This is a genomic window from Falsiroseomonas oryzae (genome assembly GCF_027856955.1).
GTDB classification, from domain to species: Bacteria; Pseudomonadota; Alphaproteobacteria; order Acetobacterales; family Acetobacteraceae; genus Falsiroseomonas; species Falsiroseomonas oryzae.
Map to the genome: position 1 here is coordinate 37,423 of NZ_JAPSMD010000006.1, position 16,919 is coordinate 54,341.

Genomic DNA, 16,919 nt, shown 5'->3' on the forward strand with positions numbered 1-16,919 from the left:
CATTACCTAACTTAGGACGGGCCGTTGACGTCGATGGTGGCGCCGGTGAGGTGGCGCACCTTGCCGGTGACGAGGAAGGCGATCAGCTCGCCGAGGTCTGCCGGCCGCAGCCGTTCGCCCGTGGTCAACCCGGCGGTGACCTTGTCCTCCCCGCCCGAGATCGCCGCCGCATCCACGCTCCGACGACGCCAAGCCCTGAGCGCCGCCTGACGGATCGCGGATGGGGTGGCCCAGCCCACCTCTTCAACCTAGTTGTTGCGTGATGTTGCGCGCCCCGCTGCGCCGTAAGTATCTGTTTTTTATATAGTATCTTCCCGTTGCGGCCGCGAACGCAACACGGCCTGCGCGTTGCGCAACAGCCTAGGCGCCTCGGCGCGATGGGCAGAGGACCGACCAAGTATCCGGCGAGATTGGCCATCTGCACGATGGCTGCGCGGGCGCATGCGGATCCCAGCATGGCGCGCACCCGGATGCCACAGGATCCGCTGCACAGACGGCAGGTGCCGCGGCGCGGTCCCGAACGGTTCCAGGAATGACCAGCAATCGGCTCTCCAGCCTGCCGTAGGCGCGACCGCCAAGTCGCTGTCGCCAGCCACCTATCCTCCCACTTTGGGCCGCCACCTTGCAGCGATCAGCTCCTGACCCCTGCCGCGCGGCGCGAGCCGACCCGGCTTCAGGCACGATGTGATGAAACTGCGCGCCCTCCCTATAGTGCAGGGTAGGAGAAGTCCAACCTGGGCTCCTCCGCTTAGGCGACAAGTTTCGGAAGGACCAGACGCGTGCCTGAAGCCCCCAACGACCAAATCACTCTCGCGCTGCGGTCGCAGATGAACTGCGGGTTATCCAGCGATCGAGCTGTTGTAACTACTACGCTTTCTCGCCGGCGACCGGGGAGAACAAATAAGGGCAGTCATTATTGGCGCAGCTAAATGGGTGCCCACCTATTCTTGCAGCAGACGTTACAAGCCCGCTCCCGCAACCGGCAGGTGAAGGCGATGAAGGGGCTTGTCGTTCGTGATCGACAACCTCGTCCCCGCCGCAAGTGCTCTTCGCGCTTCGCTTCCCTTGCGGACCTCTTCGCCCTGGCTAATGCCATGTCATTTGCGGCAAGGCGCGGCACACGGTTGACGGCCCACCTCACCGTCTACTGGAAGGACCACGCCGCCTTCCGCGAGAAGGGCTGGCAGAAACTCGACGAGCAGCTCATTCGCTTGGCCCGGGCGTTCCTGGAGAGGCAGGGGATCGCGTTTGTATACGCTTACGTGCGGGAGAACGTGCAGGGCCGGGGACCCCACACCCACTACGTGATCCAAGTCCCGCGCGACCGCTGGCACAAGCTTGTCCCGGCCCTCGAGCAGCACCTCTACGACGTTTTCGGTTTCTCGCCGCGCGAATCTGGGAGACCTGTCGCGCTGAAGATCACTGGCAATGCATTTGGATCGCGGGGCAGCCAAAACCATGAACAGAACGCGGGACTCGCGCGCTATCTGAGCAAGACGATCCACCCCCGGGAGATCTATCTGGACCGTCCCATGGCCGCGTATCTCGGCATCGAGCCGAAGCCTCATGCCGCGGTGCATACCCGGCGCGTCAGTTCCTCGGAGAACATTGGCCCCGCCGCGAGAGCACTGGCTGGCTGGCATGAGATCCGCACGCCGGAGCAGCTCCGAGCGTTCCTGAATCCCTCGTCCAGCACCATCAGCTAGGCGCCGGCCGCGGGCATCGCAGCCGGCAGGGAGGGGCCGGCTGCATTGCGGCTCGCTGAGCACCGGCGTCGCAACTGCGATGGATCGGGTATTCTGGCTCGGGCGCTGCCCGTCGCTGCCGCGGCCTTCGCGGAGCATCTCGGCCGCGCGCTGGACGCACGGCGAACCACGCCGATGCTCCCCGAGCCAACCCAGGATCCAGGGACACGCGTTGCCGGGAGACGCCACAGCCCTCGCAAGGCTACTGCAGCGCGCCTTACGTGCGCGTCCCGTGAGGCAATGCTCGACGGGGCCAGGGGCCAACGGCGACCTGAGCCTCCCCGGGAGAAAGCGACCGGCGCGGGCGCTACCCGACGGGCCTCACCCGATCGAGCAGGATCAGCCGGTGCAGCCGGCGACGGTGCCGGCCCTCATCCCATTCGGTCGCGCGGTGCAGGCTGCAGCGGTTGTCGCTCATCAGCACGTCGCCTGGGCGCCAGTGGTGCTCGTAGACGAAGCGCGGCTCCGTCATATGTGCCAGCAGGCGCGCGAACAGTGCCTTCGCCTCTTCCTTGGGGATCCCCTCAATGAGCGAGCCCCACTCGCCGCCAAGATAGAGCCCGCGACGGCCGGATTCCGGATGCGTGCGCACCAGCGGATGCACCACGTCCGGGAATCGCGCGGCCTCCGCCGCGACCTGCGTCTCCGTCGCATCGGGGAAGAGCTCGCGGTAGAGCCGCCCGCGGCTGTGCCGCACCTTCAGCCCGGAGATGCGGGCGCGGGTCGGCTCGTCCAGCGCCTCCCAGGCGGCGATGCCGTTGGCGTAGCGCGTCTCGCCGGCGACAGGCGGCACCTCGATGGCGTGCAGGAAGGTGAAAAGCGCGGGGTGTTCCAGGTGGTAGTGGTCGGTGTGCCAGTTCAGCCCGACCTTCGCGGCGCCGGCGGCGCGGCCGTTCTCCACCACGTTGCCGACCACGAAGATCTCGTGATGGTCGGGGTGGCACAGGTCGCGCCGGCTGTGCAGGTCCAGTTCGTCGCCGAAGCGCCGGGCGAAGGCGACGTAGCCGGCCGGCGTCAGCCTTTCCTGCCCGCGCAGCAGCAGCAGCGTGCGCTCCACGCAGGCGCCGCGCAGGATGCCGGTGATCTCCTCATCCTCCGGCGCGGTCAGGTCCACGCCCTCGATCTCGACTCCGATGGCGGGACCGAGATCCCGCACGACAAGGCCGCGCCGCGCGGCGGCGGCGCGCCAGAAGGTCAGGCCCGAGCCCATGTCCTCTCCTCCTTCGGGGAAAGCGCGCCCGGCCCGGCGAAGCGGCCGGGGGCGTAGGGCGCCAGATCAATGCCCGGCCGGCGGCCGAGCGCGATGTCGGCCACCAGCCGGCCGGTGACGGCGGCCATGGCCAGCCCGGCCTGCCCGTGCCCGGCGGCCAGGATCAGGCCGGGATGGCCGGGCACCGCACCGATCACCGGCAGGGAGTCCGGCGTGGAGGGCCGCGGCCCCACCCAGTGCCGCGCAACCTGCGCCACGGGACCCCGCAGATAGGGCGCGGCCAGTCGCGGCAGGCGATCGGCCAGCGACCAGCGCGGCGGATCCTCCGGCGCGGCGAATTCCGACACGCCGGTGATGCGGAGCCCGTCCTGCATCGGCGTCAGCACGACGTTGCGGTCGGACAGCGTGGTCGGCACTGCGAAGCCCTCCGGCAACGCGGTCATCACGTGGTAGCCGCGCTCCGCGGCGATGGGCAGGCCGAGGCCGAGCGGCGCCACAAGCGACGGCGTCCAGGCGCCCAGCGCCAGCACAACGTGGTCGGCGGCAAGCCGCTCGCCGCCCGCCAGCGTCACGGCGGGGCCGGGGCTGGTCGCCGCCACCTCCGCCTGCCGCAGCGTGCCGCCGAGCGCCCGGAAGCGCGCGACCAGCCGCTGCGTCAGCGCGAGCGGCGAGACGGTGTGACGGTTGTTCGGGAAGAACAGCGCCGCCTGCACCGCATCCGACAGGGCGGGGTTCATCCGCCGCGCGTCCTCCGCCGGGATGGCGTGCACCTCGACACCCGCGCCGCGCAGCAGCGCCAGCATGGCGTCCAGCCGGCGCGGCCCGTCCGGCCGGGCGAAGACGAACAGCATGCCCGCGGCCTTGATCAGCCCGGCTGCGCCAGCCTCCGCCGCCAGGTCGTCCCAGGCATCCAGCGCGCGGGAGAGCAGCGCGTGGCGGGCCGCGGTGATGCGCGCCACCTCCGCGGGCGCGGAGGTCGCCAGGAAGCGGCGCCCCCAGCCGACCAGGCGCGGGATCCGCGCCAGGCGGATCGCCAGCGGCTCGTCCGGATGCAGCCAGAGCCGCGGGAGCTTCGCCGCGATGCCCGGCATCGCCTGCGGCGCCACCAGCCCGACGCCGAAGGAGCCGGAATTGCCGAAGCTGCACGCCTCGCCCGGCGGGCCGCGGTCCAGCAGCGTCACCGCCACGCCCGCGCGCTGCAGCTGCAGCGCCGCGCAGACGCCGACCACCCCGGCGCCGACCACCAGGGCGGTCGGCGCGCTCACGTCGCGGGCTCCAGTGGGAAGACGCGCGGGAACAAGTCGGAGCGGTCGAGGCCGTCGCCGGGCCTGAGGCCGGGGTCGCGGATCAGCTTCGCCGTCCGTCCCGGCCGCTGCACCCAGCGCACGTCGTCCCCCGCATAGCGGAAGGAGATCGCCCGGCGCCGCGCGGCGGAGCGGTTGCCGGGCGCGCCATGCACCGTCAGCGCATGGAAGGCCAGCGCGTCGCCGGGCGCCATCTCCCAGCACAGGAAGCGATGCCGGTCGCGTTCCCTGTCCATGTCCGGGCAAGGCTCCAGCCCGTCGTCCTCGGCCGGCGCGAAGGTGGCGCCGCTGCGGCCGAAGCTGTCGGAGCGGAAGCGCCGGCCCCAGAGATGCGACCCGGCGACGAACTCCACCGCCCCGTTCTCCCGCGTCACCGGATCCAGCGCGACCCAGAGCGAGGCGATCTGCGCACCCTCGATGGGCCAGGCCTGCAGGTCGTGGTGCCAGGGCGTCGGCTGGCCGGTGCCGGGCTCCTTCACCAGCACGTGGTCGCAGTAGAGCCGCACTTCCCGTGCGCCGAGCAGTGCGGCGATCGCCGGCCCGCCCGGCCCGTGCCGCACGCAGTCCTCGATGGCCGCATCGCGGGTCCAGACGAAGCGGTCGCCGTAGAAGCCGCCATCCCCGCCATAGACCTCCGCCAGCGGACCGGGATCCGCGCGTAGCCGGTCCAGCGCCGCGCGCAGCCTCTCCACCTCCCCGGCGAAGAGGCCGGGCAGCAGCACGGCGCCGTCGGCCTGGAAGGCGGCGATGGCCGCGGGCGCGATCTCAGCCATGGCGGCCGCGCAGGAACAGCTGCGCCGGGTTGCGGGCGGACATCGTCCGCAGCTCGGCCTCGGTGAATCCGCAGGAGTGGATCATCACCAGCATCTCCCGGAAGGCCTCCACCGGCGGCGGCAGCACATAGGAGCCGGAGTCGGAGGACAGCACGGTGCGGCCCGGCCCCGCCGCACGGATGCAGGCGGCGACATGCTCCAGCGTGACCGGCGCGAAGCGGTGCTTCTGCTCGTCGCTCATCGTCTGGCCGATGGCGGTGGCGTGGCTGAGGACGAAGAAGGCGAACTCCACGAAGGCGCCCTGCTCGGCGATGGCGCCGCAGTCCTCGGGCGTGAAGTAGGCGGCGGGGCAGAGGATGTGCCGCACGCCGCGCCGCCGCGCCTCCGTCACCAGGCGCAGCGCCTCGTCGCCGGTGACATGGCCGGTGTTGAACACGGCATCCGCCGCGGCGATCAGGTCCAGGATCTCCGGCAGCGGCTCGGGGATCGGCGTGCCGCGGTCCCAGGCGAAGCAGCGTGCGACGAAGTCCGCCGGGCGGCGCTCTGCCTCGGCCACGAAGCGCGTGGCGTGGCAGGGCAGGGAGACGAAGCGCGCCCCGCTTCCCGGCCCGTAGCCCATGCCGAGCGCCATGCGCACCGTTCGCGGGTCCACGCCGCCTACGTAGGGCTCCAGGATGATGCCCCCGAACACCTCGACCCCGAGATGGCCGAGTTCCCGCATCGCCAGCGCCGCGAGGCCGGAGGTGTTGGCGAAAACGTCCATGACGCCGAGGCCGACCAGCCCGGCCGCGGCGGCGTCGCGCACCGCGTCGAAGACGGTGACGGTGCGCGGGTTGATGTGCGGGCCGCAATGGACATGGCTGTCCACCGCGCCATCCAGGAGTTCCGCGAAGGGCAGGCGCCGGACGTCGGTGGTGGCCGGCGCCGGGCGTTGCGCGGGGTCGCTCACGTCATCTCCTGCACCGTCCTCAGGCGGCGCCGGTCGGCCTCGGAGGTGAGGAAGCGGGCATAGAGCGGTTCCGCGGCGCGGCGGAAGGGCGCCTTGTCGGGATCGGTGACGGTGACGCCCTGCGCCATCACGGTCCGGTGCAGCGCCTCCTCGCCTTCGACCACCAGGTTGCGCTCGAAGGTCGCGGAGTCCTCGGCCGCCTGCTGCACGGCCTGGCGGATATCGGCGGGCAGGGCCTGGAAGCGGCGTTCGGAGAGGATCACCGGCGCGGTCAGGCTCAGCCACGCCACGCGCGCCCAGTGCTTCGCCACCTCGTAGAACTTCTGCCCGACATAGTTGGTGTAGGCGGCCTCCGCCCCGTCCACAACGCCGACCTGCAGCGCGCCGTAGAGCTCGCCATAGGCCAGCGGCGTGGCATTGGCGCCGAAGGCCTGGAAGGCCGCGACATGCACGGGGTTCTGCTGCACGCGGATCTTGCGGCCGCGCAGGTCGTCCATGCTGCCCACCGGCCCGCGCGCCATGACGTGGCGGATGCCGGAGGAATACAGCGCCAGCAGCCGGAAGTTCCGGCCGCGCGCGGCCTCCGCCAGCTCGCCCATCACGGGCGACCGCGCGACCTTGTCCAGATGCGCGTAGTCGCGGATCAGGTAGGGCATGTCGAACAGCTGGAACTCGCGCACGAAGTTCGTGAAGGCGGCGTGCGACGGCACCGCGACGTCGATGGTGCCGAGCGCGACGCCCTCGATCATCGGCAGCTCGTTGCCGAGCTGGCCGTTGGGGAAGATCTGCAGCCCGGCGCGGCCGCCGGTGATCTCCCGCAGGCGCCGGTCCATGACCTTCAGGCCCTCGTCCTGCACCTCGCCCACCGCATTGGTATGGGCGGCGCGCAGGATCACGGGTGCCTGGGCCAGCGGCAGTCGCGGCAGCGCCGGCGCGGCCAGCGCCCCGAGCGCGAGTGGGCCAAGGCCCCTGCGGCGGATCGGTCGGTGCATCATGTCTTCCCCCTCCTGGTGGACCAGTCTCGACGGAACGCGACGCGCCCGGGTCCCGGATCGGGACGAGCGGCTACAGCAATGTCCGCGGCAGCCACAGCACCACGTCGGGGACGTAGGTGCTGAGCAGCAGCATGAGGATCAGCGGGATCAGCGGGATCCAGACGACGCGCGAGATCTGCATCACCGACCGCCCGGCGACGGTGGACGCCACGAACAGGCAGATCCCGTAGGGCGGCGTGACCAGGCCGATGGAGAGGTTGATCGCGACCACCACGCCGAAGTGCAGCGGATCCACGCCCATCGCGATGGCCACCGGCATCAGCACGGGCATCAGGATCAGCAGCGCGGAGATGCTTTCCATGAACATCCCGACGACCAGTAGCAGCAGGTTCGCCGTCAGCAGGAAGGCCCAGGCCGATCCGACGTTCGCCTCGAACCAGGCGCTGATCAGCCGCGGCACGTCCTGCACCGCCACCAGCCAGGAGAAGATCGAGGCGGTGCCGATAATGATCATGACCGCGGAGGAGATGCCGGCGGTGCGCAGCATCATCCCCGGCAGGTCGGCGAGCTTCATCTCGCGATAGACGAAGAGGCCGATGAACAGCCCCGCCACCACCGCCAGCGCAGCCGCCTCGGTCGGTGTGACCACGCCGCCGATGATGCCCACCACGACGATCACCGGCATGGCCAGCGCCGGCAGCGCGGCGACGAAGGCCTGGCCCAGGCGCCGCAGGCTGAACGGCTCGGCATCCGCGTAGCGCATGGGCTCGCGCCGCGCGTAGAGCCAGTGGCCCACCATCATGCCTGCCGCGCCGATCAGGCCCGGCACGACGCCGCCCAGGAACATCGCGCCGACCGACAGGTCGGAGATCATGGCCAGCACCACCATGATGATGGAGGGCGGGATGATCGGCCCCAGCGCGCCCGCCGCGGCGACGGTGGCGGCGGCATAGTCGATGTCGTAGCCGCGCCGCCGCATCTCCGGCAGCAGGATGGAGGAGACCGCCGCCGTATCCGCACTGCCCGAGCCGGAGATGGCCGACAGCCCGGTGGCGGTCACCGTCGAGACCATGAAGAGGCTGCCGCGGATCCAGCCGACCAGCGCCGTGGCCAGGCCCACCATGGCGCGCGCGATGCCGCCCTGCTCCATGATCAGCCCGGCCAACACGAAAAAGGGGATCGCCAGCAGCGGGAAGCTGTCGAGCCCGTTGTAGAGGCGCTGCGCCACCACCACGAGCGGCGTCTGGCCGGTGACTGCGAGCGTCAGCGCGCCGGCCACGCCGAGCACGAAGACCATCGGCGCACCGGCGACGAGTAGGGCGAGAAAGGAGCCGAAGGTGAGCAGCATCAATCCAGCCTCACCCCGCCGCCGCCCGTCACCGGCGCCCGTCCGAGCACGGCCGCCCCAAAGGCGAGCACCGCCTCCAGCCCGAAATAAGCGGCGCTGACCGGCAGAGCGATGTAGGGGATCTGCATCGAGATCTGCAGGGCCGCGCTCGTCTGGATGGCGCCGACCTCGATGAGCTGCAGCCCGCCCTCGAACACCACCCAGAGGAACCAGAGGCAGAGCGCAGCGACCGGCACCAGCAGTGCCCGCGCGACCGCCGGCGGCAGCATCGCCACCAGGACGTCGATCGACACGTGCAGCCGCGACCGCATCGCATACCCGGCGCCGAGCAGCACCATCCAGATCTGCGCGAAGGTGGCGAGCTCGGTCGCGCCGGCAATGGAGAAGTTGAAGACGTAGCGCCCCGCCACCTGCACGAGCACCGACACGACCATCACCGCGAGGAGCAGCATCAGGCAACCGTCAACGACCCGACGCAAGGCGCACAGGACGAGCTTTGCCGCCTGGAGGCCAGGCAATGCCATCGTCGGCGATGACCGCTCCCGCGGAAGGTCGTGCACGCGCGACGCCCCTTTCCCGGGCCACCAGCGAACCCAGCCCGATGACTGCAACAAATCGACATGAGACGGTCAAGCAAATCCCGCGCCAACATCGTCACGATGATCGATGGGCGTGCTGGCGGCAGAATACCGGCGGTCCGCGGCCGCGACGCACTTGGCGCCCGGCTACACCGCGTCCGGCCTCATGTTCGGCTCGATCGTCCCCGCTGGCAGCCCGCCCAGGTCCAGCCAGCCGAACTCGACCTGCAATTCCGCCCGCGCCACTGCCTCATTCAGCAGCGGGAACACGTGCTCTCGCAGCAGCGGGTGGATGTCGGCGCTGGCGAGCCGTGCCCGGATGCGGCGGCTGCCGCAGATCTGAGCGAGCGTGACGGCGTCCCGCGAAAGGCCCTGCGCCGCCGGCTTCAGCCCGATCCGCCCGCGCCGCAGATCCTCGAGGATCGCCGCATAGAAGAGCAGCTCGGAAAGCGCGCCCACCGTCGCATTGCCAGGCGCCTTCAGCTCAAGCAGCCAGACATCGCCTGCGGCATCACGGCCCAGCAGGTCGATCGCGCTCTTGCTGGCCGTGAAGATCTCCGTGCCCTTCGTCACGACCCGATCGAAGACGCCGACGGCGACCTGGCGGTCCAGGGCCGTCACGCCGGTCCGCTCCTCCAGCCAGCGCCGCTCCGGCGTGCCGGGCTGCGCGAGGCGCTTCTCCAGCCACGCCTCGGAGCCCTCCGCCGAGGCACCCTCGCCACCGCCCGAGGACCGGTTGAGGACCGGCACGGCGTCGGGAGCGCCGAAGGGTGCGATGGCGTCGGATGGCATCGTCACCAGGTCGACCTGCGCCTCGCCCATCAGCGCCGCGAAGCGGACCAGACGATAGAGGAAGCGCCGATAGTGCCGCAGCGCGACCGGTCCTGCGTCTCGCTGCGGCGGCTCCCAGGCGATCCGCACGCCGCCCGCGCCCAGCCACGCCATCAGCGCCAGCGCCCAGCCCTCGAAGGCCGCGGCGTTCGTCTGCATGTTCGCCGCGACACCCGCGGCGGAGAGGGTGAGCGTCGGCCGGTGTCGCTCGCCGTCGACGCGCAGCGTCCGCTCGGCCGGCAGCTTCACGCCCTTGGCGTGCGGCAGCGCCCTGGTGAGCTCGGCGCTGAACTCGGCATGCGTCGGCATCGCGGATCGGTCAGTGCCCGGGATAGCGCGCCCAGGCCTCGCCGGGATCGAACAGGCCCGTTGCCGCCGCGTCGAGGTCGGCGCCGACCTGCGCGATCTCGTCCCGGAGTTCGAGTGCGGCGAGCCAGGCCGCCGGGATCGCCGCGTCGCCGAGGACCGCGCCGAGCAGGTTGCCGGCTATGGCGCCCGTGCTGTCGCTGTCGCCCGAGTGGTTCACCGCCAGCCGGAGCCCAGCCGCCAGGTCGCTGCCGGCGGCCAGCGCGCAGCAGACGGCGATCGCCAGCGCCTCCTCCCCGACCCAGCCGCCGCCGAGAGCCCGCTCGATCTCCTCCGCCGTCGGCGTCCGGCTGCCGTCGCCCGCGAGACCCCTCGCCGTGTCGAGCGCCCGCAGCGTCTCCTCCGCCCCGGCACGGCGGCGGAGCAGCGCGGTCGCGTCGTCCAGCGCGGCCGGAAGCGCCTGCCCCTCGATGAGCCCTGCGACCGTCGCGGCCAGCACGCCGGCCGGCAGCGATCCGCTCGGATGGCCATGCGTCAGGGCGGCCACGTCCACGCCGAGTTCGAACACGGCATCCAGGTCGCCGACCGGCAGCAGCCCGACCGGTGCCGCGCGCATCACCCCACCGCAGCCCTTGCTGGCGTTCCTCGCCGCTGCTGGCTGGCCGAACCCCTTCGCCGCCTTCAATGCGGCGAGGCAGGTCCTGCCCGGGGCGCGCGGATGGTGCAGCGCCTCGAGGCTCCAGAGCCAGCCATTCGTCGCGACAGCAACTCTCCCGGAGCCCAGCCGCTCGCCCTGGGTCAGCAGCCAGCGGAGATAGGCGTGATGCACCACGGACGGCACGTGGCAGATGCCCTTCTCGCGCTGCCGCACCCAGGCGCGCAGCAGCCCCTCGGCGGTGAACAGTGTCATCTGCGTGTCGTCGGTGATCGCCCCCACGCGACCATAGGCCGGCGCGTAGTCGCGGATGCCTTCGGGCCCGAAGCTGGCCCGGATGGAAGCAAGCGACATGAACTCGACCGGTGCCCCGAGCGCGTCGCCCACGGCGCCGCCCAGCAGGCAGCCGATGCGGCGCGACAGGGCCATCACGCCGCGACCTGCGCGGGCAGGCTCCGCGCCAGCACCCACATCGGCGTGTCATCCACGTCGATCTCGCGCTCCCACATCGCAGACGGGAACACCCCGGCCGTCTCGGCGTGCAGCACCGCGCGCCAGTGGTCGCCGTCGCGCAGCATCGCCGCCGCGCCCGCGACCGCCGCGTCGCCGGTGAAGCCGAGATAGACCAGCACGACCGGCACGCCGCTCGCGGCCAGCCTCCAGGCCCAGGCGATCCTGTTCGAGAACTGGTAGTGCCGGTCGCGTGAGATGCGCACGCCGGCCGCCTCGCCGCCCAGCGCCTCCGCCGCCTCGCCGATCGCCGCGCCGATGCGCTCATGGTTCTTCAGGTTGGAGCTGGGCGTCAGCGGCTTGCCCGCTGCGGCCCCGACGATCTCCTTCAGGTGCGCCTTCGCCTCGACCAGCACCAGGCCCTGCCGGCCATCGGGGAAGGTGGCCACGACGGCCAGATCCCAGGTGGGCTCCTTCGTCGTCGGCTTGTCCACGGCAAGCCACCAGCCACGCAGTTGCTTTCCCACCGCGCCGTCCAGCAACGGCGGCGCGACCGGCACGCCGAGCATTGCCTCCCTGGGGTCAACGCGGCCAAGAGGCCGGCGCGGGGCGGCAGGCGCCACGACCACGCCGGTCGGCTCCAGCAGGCTGTTGAGCGAAGTGGCGAAGCCCGGCTCGCCCATGCCGATCCAGTCGAGCACATGCCGCGCGCTCCCGGCGGTCGCGGCCTTCTGCATCGTTGCCATGCCGTTGAGCATGCGGAATGTCGCGGTGGCCGTCGAGAGCATGCAACAAAACGACTGCTCAGCCCGCGCGGCTGAACTGCGCTGCCACCTCCGCCAGCACGCCCTCCACCTCCTCCCGGTTCGCCACGTCCACCATCCCGTCCTCCCGGTCGAGGCCAAGCCGCCGCAGGAACAGGAACATTGCGGTGCTCGACCCCGATCGCGCCGACAAGACCGAGCCGGCGCGCACCCTGCTCACGACCGGGCGGGTCCATTGTGTTGTGCCTGCCGACTACCGCGCTGGCGGTGATCTTGAGCGGCGCGTGCTGGCCATCCTTGATCTCATCAAGGCACGGGCAATCGTGACATCTCCGTCTACGGTCATCGCCGAGCCGTAGGTGCGGCCACACGGGAACGCACGTGGAGCGCACCCCAAGTCGCCATTGAAGTGACCGCTTGGTCTACAGCATTGGCGAAGATCACAAGCGCCCGGAGGCGTCATACCTCATCCCGCCGCCGCCGCACCGGCGTGCGGTCCTCGAGGTCGGCCTCCATCACCGGCACTCCTGCCTCGAGCAGCGCCCGCGCGATGAGTTGCTTCTGCGTCAAGCCTCGCTCCTTCGCGACCCTGGCGATCGCCAGCAGCGTGCCTTCGCGGAAGCGGTGGCTCAGGACGTTCGAACGGTTGGGGTCGAGCCCGTGAAGCTCGGTGCCCCAGGGCGTCACCGGCACCGCGGGAACCCAAGGGCCCACTGGTGCTGTGTGCTGCTCGGCGTGACTGCGGCCGGGATCATCGTCGCCACCGACAATGCCGTAATCGTCGAGCCAGAGGCGCACCAGCAGAGCCGGGTCGAGACCGAGCGCGAAGGCCAGCGCAGGCACGCTGTCGAGGGGCAACAGGACGTCGCCCCGGCGCATCTCGGCAGCGACCCTGGAACCCAGGACTGCCGCGATGGCGGCATCGGTCTCGGGAGAGGCTGGGGCGAGCTGATCGAGAGCCACGAGGAATGCACCGCGGCGCACGTCGTGCAAGTCGGTGGTCATGATGACGGCGCTCCGCTCAGGTGCTGGCCTGCCGCTGCTCGCCGAGCACTTCGTCGAACAGCGGCAGCAGCCAGGCGGAGTGTCCCCCGAGCCAGACGCGAGTCAGCGCGAGGTGATCCGCGCCGATCGCCTCGGCGATCGCGCGCAGCTTGCTGCCAGGCACGGTGATCAGCCCGCCATGCGCACCCGTCAGGGCCGCGAGCGGCAGTCCGACGGTCGCGGCGACATCCTCGACGCGGCGCCCGGACAGGGTGGTCAGCCGGTTCACTTCACGCAGGAACGCGCCGCGCACTGGAACACCGGGAAGGCGGGTGATCGCGTTGGTCATGTGTCTCTCTCGCTGTTCGATTCCCCGAGCATCGGGCCACACGAGAAGTATAGAGCGCGCGCTGCACCCGCGCCCGAGCTTCGCGACCCGGTCCGTCGGAGATGTGCAGCGGACCGCCACCTGCGCAGAACCCATGCACCCCAGCACTTCGATCACATCCGGCGCAGCGCGCGAAGCGCCTCTGGACGGCGCGGTAGCCCGTTCACCGCGATCGACGGGCGCCCCCGCCTCTCAGCGACGGCAAGCCGCCGCCACCCGCTCACCGCCGGGAACGGCTGCGATCCGGCACAGCACCATAGGACAAAGTCCTATCGCCGTTCGCGCCGTCGCACCCGGCTGCAGGCGCCACCTGGCGCTTCGGCGGGTGACCCTTGGAGCGCCAGCCGGGGTCCTGCGACAGGGTGCGAGAAGTGCGATTGTCGATCGCGCGCATTCACTGGGTAAACGGCGAGCAATCGTGCCGTTTCATCGCGAAAGGCTGCGATACAGGTCTCCACCTGGCGGCAAGCGCTTCGTCAGGCCATCAACAGGGGGCGGGTCCGGTCGGTAGACTAGGTCGCCTTCCGCCCAATGAATGCGAGCCTGCTCGATGGCCTTGGATGCCAGGAGCGCCCAGGCAGCGACAATGTCGAACGCCAGCGATCCGCGGGGAACCTTCTTCCTGACCATCAGGCCGACGATCTCTTCGGCGGCGGCGCGCCCCGCCGCGACACCCGTCTCCGCATACCCGATCTCCACAGCCTCGATACGGCGGCTCGCATCCTCGGCCGTCATGTGCGCGTGGTGTTCGGCCAGCTCGGCGTCGCTGGCGTCCTCTGGAGCGACCGCGGATGCGAAAGAGTGGTCAGCAAAGAGGCGGTATGCGGCGCTGACTTTGCGCTCGAACCATGCCTGCATCGCCGCCTGCACGTCATCCACCCAGCGGGGCTGCGGCAGGACCTCGACCGGTGAGAGTGCAATCTCTGGCGAAGGCGAGGCGCGTGGCGAGCTCAGGGGGGACGGAATGCGCTGGAGGTCATCCAGCACCTCGTCAGGCATCCCTCGAAAGCCCCTGCCATAGCCGTCGCCGGCATTGCGAGGATTATGGCGGCCGGTGATGGCGTCGATGATCTCCGGGTGTGCCCTGATCTTCCGCAGTTCATCCTGGATGCGGTGTCGCCAGGAGTGAGCCGGCGCCACCGCCGGGTCGGTGATGCCCACGATCGCCTTGAGCCAACGTCCGTGCTGGTTCTGGGCTGTCGTGGTGCGGGTCCCGTCCGCCGCTACGCGGAGATCACCGAAGAGCGGCGCAGTGCGATCGGCATGACAAGCGTCGGCACGGGTCCGGACAAAGTCCAGGAAGCCCTCAACCTGGAGCGCCGGGTGAACTGGCACCATGCGCTGGAACACGCTGTTCTTTCCTGCCCGGACCTCGAGCGGCACGAAGTCGAACACCCAGATTGCCTGTGCTGTCTTGCCTGGCTTCCGGCAGATTTCCTCTCTGACATCGCACAGGCGAAGCTCGGCTGCTTCGCTGAGGCGGCAGCCAGTGAAGGCCAGGATCCACGGCAGCCACCGCAGCCAGCCGCGCTCCTGCCGGCTCGCTTCAAGGATGCGCCGCGCATGCTCGTCGCTATACGGTGCCCGCGGTGCCGGGCCGCGCCGCTTCGGCTTGGGCGCCAGCCCCTGGAAGGGGCTGCTCGCGAGCCTTCGGTTCTTGACCGCCCAGCTGCACACGGCACCGCAGGCGAGGATGTCGTCCTGAACGGTGCCGGGGTCGCGGCCCTGCTTCAGGCAGGCCTCCTTGAATTTCACGACGTCGTCGGGCATGAGCCGACTGATGTCATCGAAGCCGACGATCGCCGCGAGTTGCCGAAATGCCGCCCCATACTTCTTCAACGTGGCGCTCGACGGCTGCTGCTCGAGACTCCAGGCATCCAATAGCGCCAAGCCCGTCAGGACAGGCCCGGCGACGGCACCACCTTTCGCGGGCTCTTGGGGCATTGTCCCGGCCGGCATACCGGCCTGCTCCGCGGGAGCAACCGCGACATGCCTCGTTGTCGCCGGATTCGCCTGGCCCTGGTCGGCAGACCTGGCCGCGGCAATCACAGCCTCGAATTTCGCGATGACGTCCGCCGCCCGGCGCTTCGCCTCCACTCGGTCCTTGGTTCGCAGGCTCTCGGTCAGTTCGCGCTTGCCGACGACAGAGCGCAACGGCGCGGGCACGCCCTTCCTCACCCAGTAAACACCGGTTCTCGCGTGTCGGGTGGTTCGGGTCATGGCCAGGGCCATTCGTAGCACCCCTTTGTAGCACTGAGGCACCCTGAAGGCCTTGGAAATCCTGATTTCTTCGCGGTTTCAGCCACTTGGGCTGGTGCTGCTGGAGAGGATTGAACTCTCGACCTCTCCCTTACCAAGGGAGTGCTCTACCACTGAGCTACAGCAGCGGACCGAGGCGAAGGCGGCCGGCTTCCTAGCGGTTCGGGGGGGGCGCCGCAAGCCCCGGTGCGGAGAGCAGGCGCCGGAGGCGGGCCAGGCAGCCCCTGCCGCAGGAAGGCCCGGCTCGGGCAGCGTGCCTGCCTCCCCGCTGATCGGGCCCGGCCGACCAGCACCCTGGCACGCTCCGGACCCGCCCCCCCTAGCATCCAGTCCGGAACGGACCTTAGCCGCCCTGGACCGTGTCGGCCTGTCCCACAAGATGGACGCCTTTCCGCGCCACGTGTCGGGCGGCCAGCAGCAGCGTGTCGCAATCGCCCGCACCGTGGTGATGCGCCCTCGCCTGATGCTGTTCGACGAGCCGACATCGGCGCTCGACATCGAGATGGTCGCCGAGATGCCGCAGGTCATGCGTGACCTGTTGACGGAGGGCATGACGATAGTGGTGGTCAGGCACGAGATCGGGTTCCTGCGCAGCGCCGCCGATCGCATCATCGTCCTGGCCGAGGGCCGCATCATCGAGGACCGCCCCGCGCGCGACTTCCTGGAGGAGTGGGCGGAGCGGCGCTCGCGTCGCTTCCTCTCCGCGATCCTCGTGGCCTGAAGGGGCCGCGGCGGGCCGCCCCTCTTGCCTGCGACGTCCGGCAACGGGAGCATGCGCCGCGCGGCCGAGCGGCATGCGGCGGCAAGCGAGGAGACGACGATGTTCCTGGAGATCGCGCAGATCGAGGTGAAGCCCGGCACGGAGGCCAGGTTCGAGGAGGGCGTCGCGCAGGCCGCCCCGCTGTTCCGCCGCGCGAAGGGCTGCCATGGCATGGAGTTGCAGCGCTCGGTGGAGTTCCCGCAGCGCTATCGGCTGATCGTGACCTGGGCGACGGTGGAGAACCACACCGTGGATTTCCGCGGCTCCGCCGATTTCCAGGAATGGCGCCGGCTGGTCGGCGACTGCTTCGCCGCGCCTCCGGCCGTAGAACACGCGGCGCAGGTGCTGAAGGCGTTCTGACAGACGCCGGCCTACGCAGCAGTGCGCCGGTGCGCCTGCAAGGCCACGGCCGCGCCGGCCAGCGGCAGCGCCGCGACGGCGGCGAAGGCGGCGCTGTAGGAGCCGAGCAGCGTCGCCGCGCCGAGGAAGACCAGCGGGCCCACCACGATGCCGACATAGGTCACAGCCATGACGCCGCCCGTCGCGGCGCCCGCCGCGCCAGGCGGCGCCAGCCGCGCCACCTCCGCCATGGCGATGCCGGTCCAGCCCGCCGCGCAGGC

Annotated in this window: 20 protein-coding genes and 1 tRNA gene; 4 read left to right on the forward strand and 17 right to left on the reverse strand. The window is 70.6% G+C overall.

The genetic code is table 11. From position 1 onward, the window contains the following. Positions 1 to 11 precede the first annotated feature (11 nt). Positions 12 to 239, reverse strand: a complete 228-nt coding sequence (locus OZN99_RS01855) for a hypothetical protein (protein WP_270933463.1) — start codon at positions 237 to 239, stop codon at positions 12 to 14. A 747-nt stretch (positions 240 to 986) separates the two neighbouring features. On the opposite strand from OZN99_RS01855, the gene OZN99_RS01860 reads away from it, so the two are divergent. Then, positions 987 to 1,706: a hypothetical protein gene (locus OZN99_RS01860; protein ID WP_270933464.1), complete on the forward strand. Its 720-nt coding sequence runs from the start codon at positions 987 to 989 to the stop codon at positions 1,704 to 1,706. A gap of 346 nt (positions 1,707 to 2,052) precedes the next feature. Here OZN99_RS01860 and OZN99_RS01865 read toward each other — a convergent pair whose 3' ends face one another. The 11 genes from OZN99_RS01865 to OZN99_RS01915 form a co-directional block, all read right to left on the reverse strand. Then, a complete protein-coding gene (locus OZN99_RS01865; protein ID WP_270933465.1) occupies positions 2,053 to 2,955 on the reverse strand; it encodes a TauD/TfdA dioxygenase family protein in 903 nt (300 codons plus the stop codon). Further along, the gene (locus OZN99_RS01870) at positions 2,940 to 4,220 is read right to left on the reverse strand and encodes an NAD(P)/FAD-dependent oxidoreductase (RefSeq protein WP_270933466.1); all 1,281 of its coding nucleotides are present in this window, start codon (positions 4,218 to 4,220) and stop codon (positions 2,940 to 2,942) included. Before OZN99_RS01870 ends, OZN99_RS01865 begins: the two co-directional genes overlap by 16 nt. Then, on the reverse strand, positions 4,217 to 5,032 hold the full coding sequence (locus OZN99_RS01875) for a phytanoyl-CoA dioxygenase family protein (protein ID WP_270933467.1): 816 nt from the start codon (positions 5,030 to 5,032) through the stop codon (positions 4,217 to 4,219). Before OZN99_RS01875 ends, OZN99_RS01870 begins: the two co-directional genes overlap by 4 nt. Further along, positions 5,025 to 5,981 carry a DUF6282 family protein gene (locus tag OZN99_RS01880; protein WP_270933468.1) on the reverse strand — a complete coding sequence of 319 codons (957 nt, stop codon included), beginning with the start codon at positions 5,979 to 5,981 and terminating at the stop codon, positions 5,025 to 5,027. The genes OZN99_RS01875 and OZN99_RS01880 overlap by 8 nt, the downstream gene beginning before the upstream one ends. Further along, a complete protein-coding gene (locus tag OZN99_RS01885; RefSeq protein WP_270933469.1) occupies positions 5,978 to 6,976 on the reverse strand; it encodes a TRAP transporter substrate-binding protein in 999 nt (332 codons plus the stop codon). Before OZN99_RS01885 ends, OZN99_RS01880 begins: the two co-directional genes overlap by 4 nt. Before the next feature lie 70 nt (positions 6,977 to 7,046). Continuing rightward, complete coding sequence (locus tag OZN99_RS01890; protein WP_270933470.1) at positions 7,047 to 8,324, reverse strand: TRAP transporter large permease; 1,278 nt, start codon at positions 8,322 to 8,324, stop codon at positions 7,047 to 7,049. Continuing rightward, positions 8,324 to 8,776, reverse strand: coding sequence for a TRAP transporter small permease (locus OZN99_RS01895; RefSeq protein ID WP_270933471.1), 453 nt, complete (start codon positions 8,774 to 8,776; stop codon positions 8,324 to 8,326). Before OZN99_RS01895 ends, OZN99_RS01890 begins: the two co-directional genes overlap by 1 nt. Before the next feature lie 273 nt (positions 8,777 to 9,049). Next, positions 9,050 to 10,042, reverse strand: coding sequence for a hypothetical protein (locus OZN99_RS01900; protein WP_270933472.1), 993 nt, complete (start codon positions 10,040 to 10,042; stop codon positions 9,050 to 9,052). Between the two features lie 10 nt (positions 10,043 to 10,052). Continuing rightward, positions 10,053 to 11,123 (reverse strand): ADP-ribosylglycohydrolase family protein, encoded by a 1,071-nt coding sequence (locus OZN99_RS01905; protein WP_270933473.1) that lies wholly within the window; start codon positions 11,121 to 11,123, stop codon positions 10,053 to 10,055. Beyond that, positions 11,123 to 11,932: a hypothetical protein gene (locus OZN99_RS01910; RefSeq protein ID WP_270933474.1), complete on the reverse strand. Its 810-nt coding sequence runs from the start codon at positions 11,930 to 11,932 to the stop codon at positions 11,123 to 11,125. The genes OZN99_RS01905 and OZN99_RS01910 overlap by 1 nt, the downstream gene beginning before the upstream one ends. A 16-nt stretch (positions 11,933 to 11,948) precedes the next feature. Further along, positions 11,949 to 12,071 (reverse strand): hypothetical protein, encoded by a 123-nt coding sequence (locus OZN99_RS01915; RefSeq protein WP_270933475.1) that lies wholly within the window; start codon positions 12,069 to 12,071, stop codon positions 11,949 to 11,951. A gap of 4 nt (positions 12,072 to 12,075) precedes the next feature. On the opposite strand from OZN99_RS01915, the gene OZN99_RS01920 reads away from it, so the two are divergent. Beyond that, positions 12,076 to 12,267 carry a hypothetical protein gene (locus OZN99_RS01920; protein WP_270933476.1) on the forward strand — a complete coding sequence of 64 codons (192 nt, stop codon included), beginning with the start codon at positions 12,076 to 12,078 and terminating at the stop codon, positions 12,265 to 12,267. A gap of 100 nt (positions 12,268 to 12,367) precedes the next feature. On the opposite strand, the gene OZN99_RS01925 is transcribed toward OZN99_RS01920, so the two are convergent. From OZN99_RS01925 to OZN99_RS01940, 4 genes are all read right to left on the reverse strand, one after another. After that, positions 12,368 to 12,913: a hypothetical protein gene (locus tag OZN99_RS01925; RefSeq protein WP_270933477.1), complete on the reverse strand. Its 546-nt coding sequence runs from the start codon at positions 12,911 to 12,913 to the stop codon at positions 12,368 to 12,370. Positions 12,914 to 12,929: 16 nt separating this feature from the next. After that, a complete protein-coding gene (locus tag OZN99_RS01930; RefSeq protein ID WP_270933478.1) occupies positions 12,930 to 13,241 on the reverse strand; it encodes a hypothetical protein in 312 nt (103 codons plus the stop codon). A 465-nt stretch (positions 13,242 to 13,706) separates the two neighbouring features. Then, positions 13,707 to 15,500, reverse strand: a complete 1,794-nt coding sequence (locus OZN99_RS01935; protein ID WP_270933479.1) for a DUF6538 domain-containing protein — start codon at positions 15,498 to 15,500, stop codon at positions 13,707 to 13,709. Positions 15,501 to 15,592: 92 nt separating this feature from the next. Further along, a tRNA-Thr gene (locus OZN99_RS01940) sits at positions 15,593 to 15,667 on the reverse strand. A 251-nt stretch (positions 15,668 to 15,918) separates the two neighbouring features. Here OZN99_RS01940 and OZN99_RS01945 point away from each other — a divergent pair. Then, positions 15,919 to 16,260, forward strand: a complete 342-nt coding sequence (locus OZN99_RS01945; RefSeq protein ID WP_456299865.1) for an ATP-binding cassette domain-containing protein — start codon at positions 15,919 to 15,921, stop codon at positions 16,258 to 16,260. Between the two features lie 51 nt (positions 16,261 to 16,311). Beyond that, positions 16,312 to 16,659 (forward strand): antibiotic biosynthesis monooxygenase family protein, encoded by a 348-nt coding sequence (locus OZN99_RS01950; RefSeq protein WP_270933481.1) that lies wholly within the window; start codon positions 16,312 to 16,314, stop codon positions 16,657 to 16,659. A gap of 11 nt (positions 16,660 to 16,670) precedes the next feature. On the opposite strand, the gene OZN99_RS01955 is transcribed toward OZN99_RS01950, so the two are convergent. Next, positions 16,671 to 16,919, reverse strand: a 249-nt coding sequence (locus OZN99_RS01955) for a hypothetical protein (protein WP_456299866.1), incomplete at its 5' end; no start/stop codon positions are given.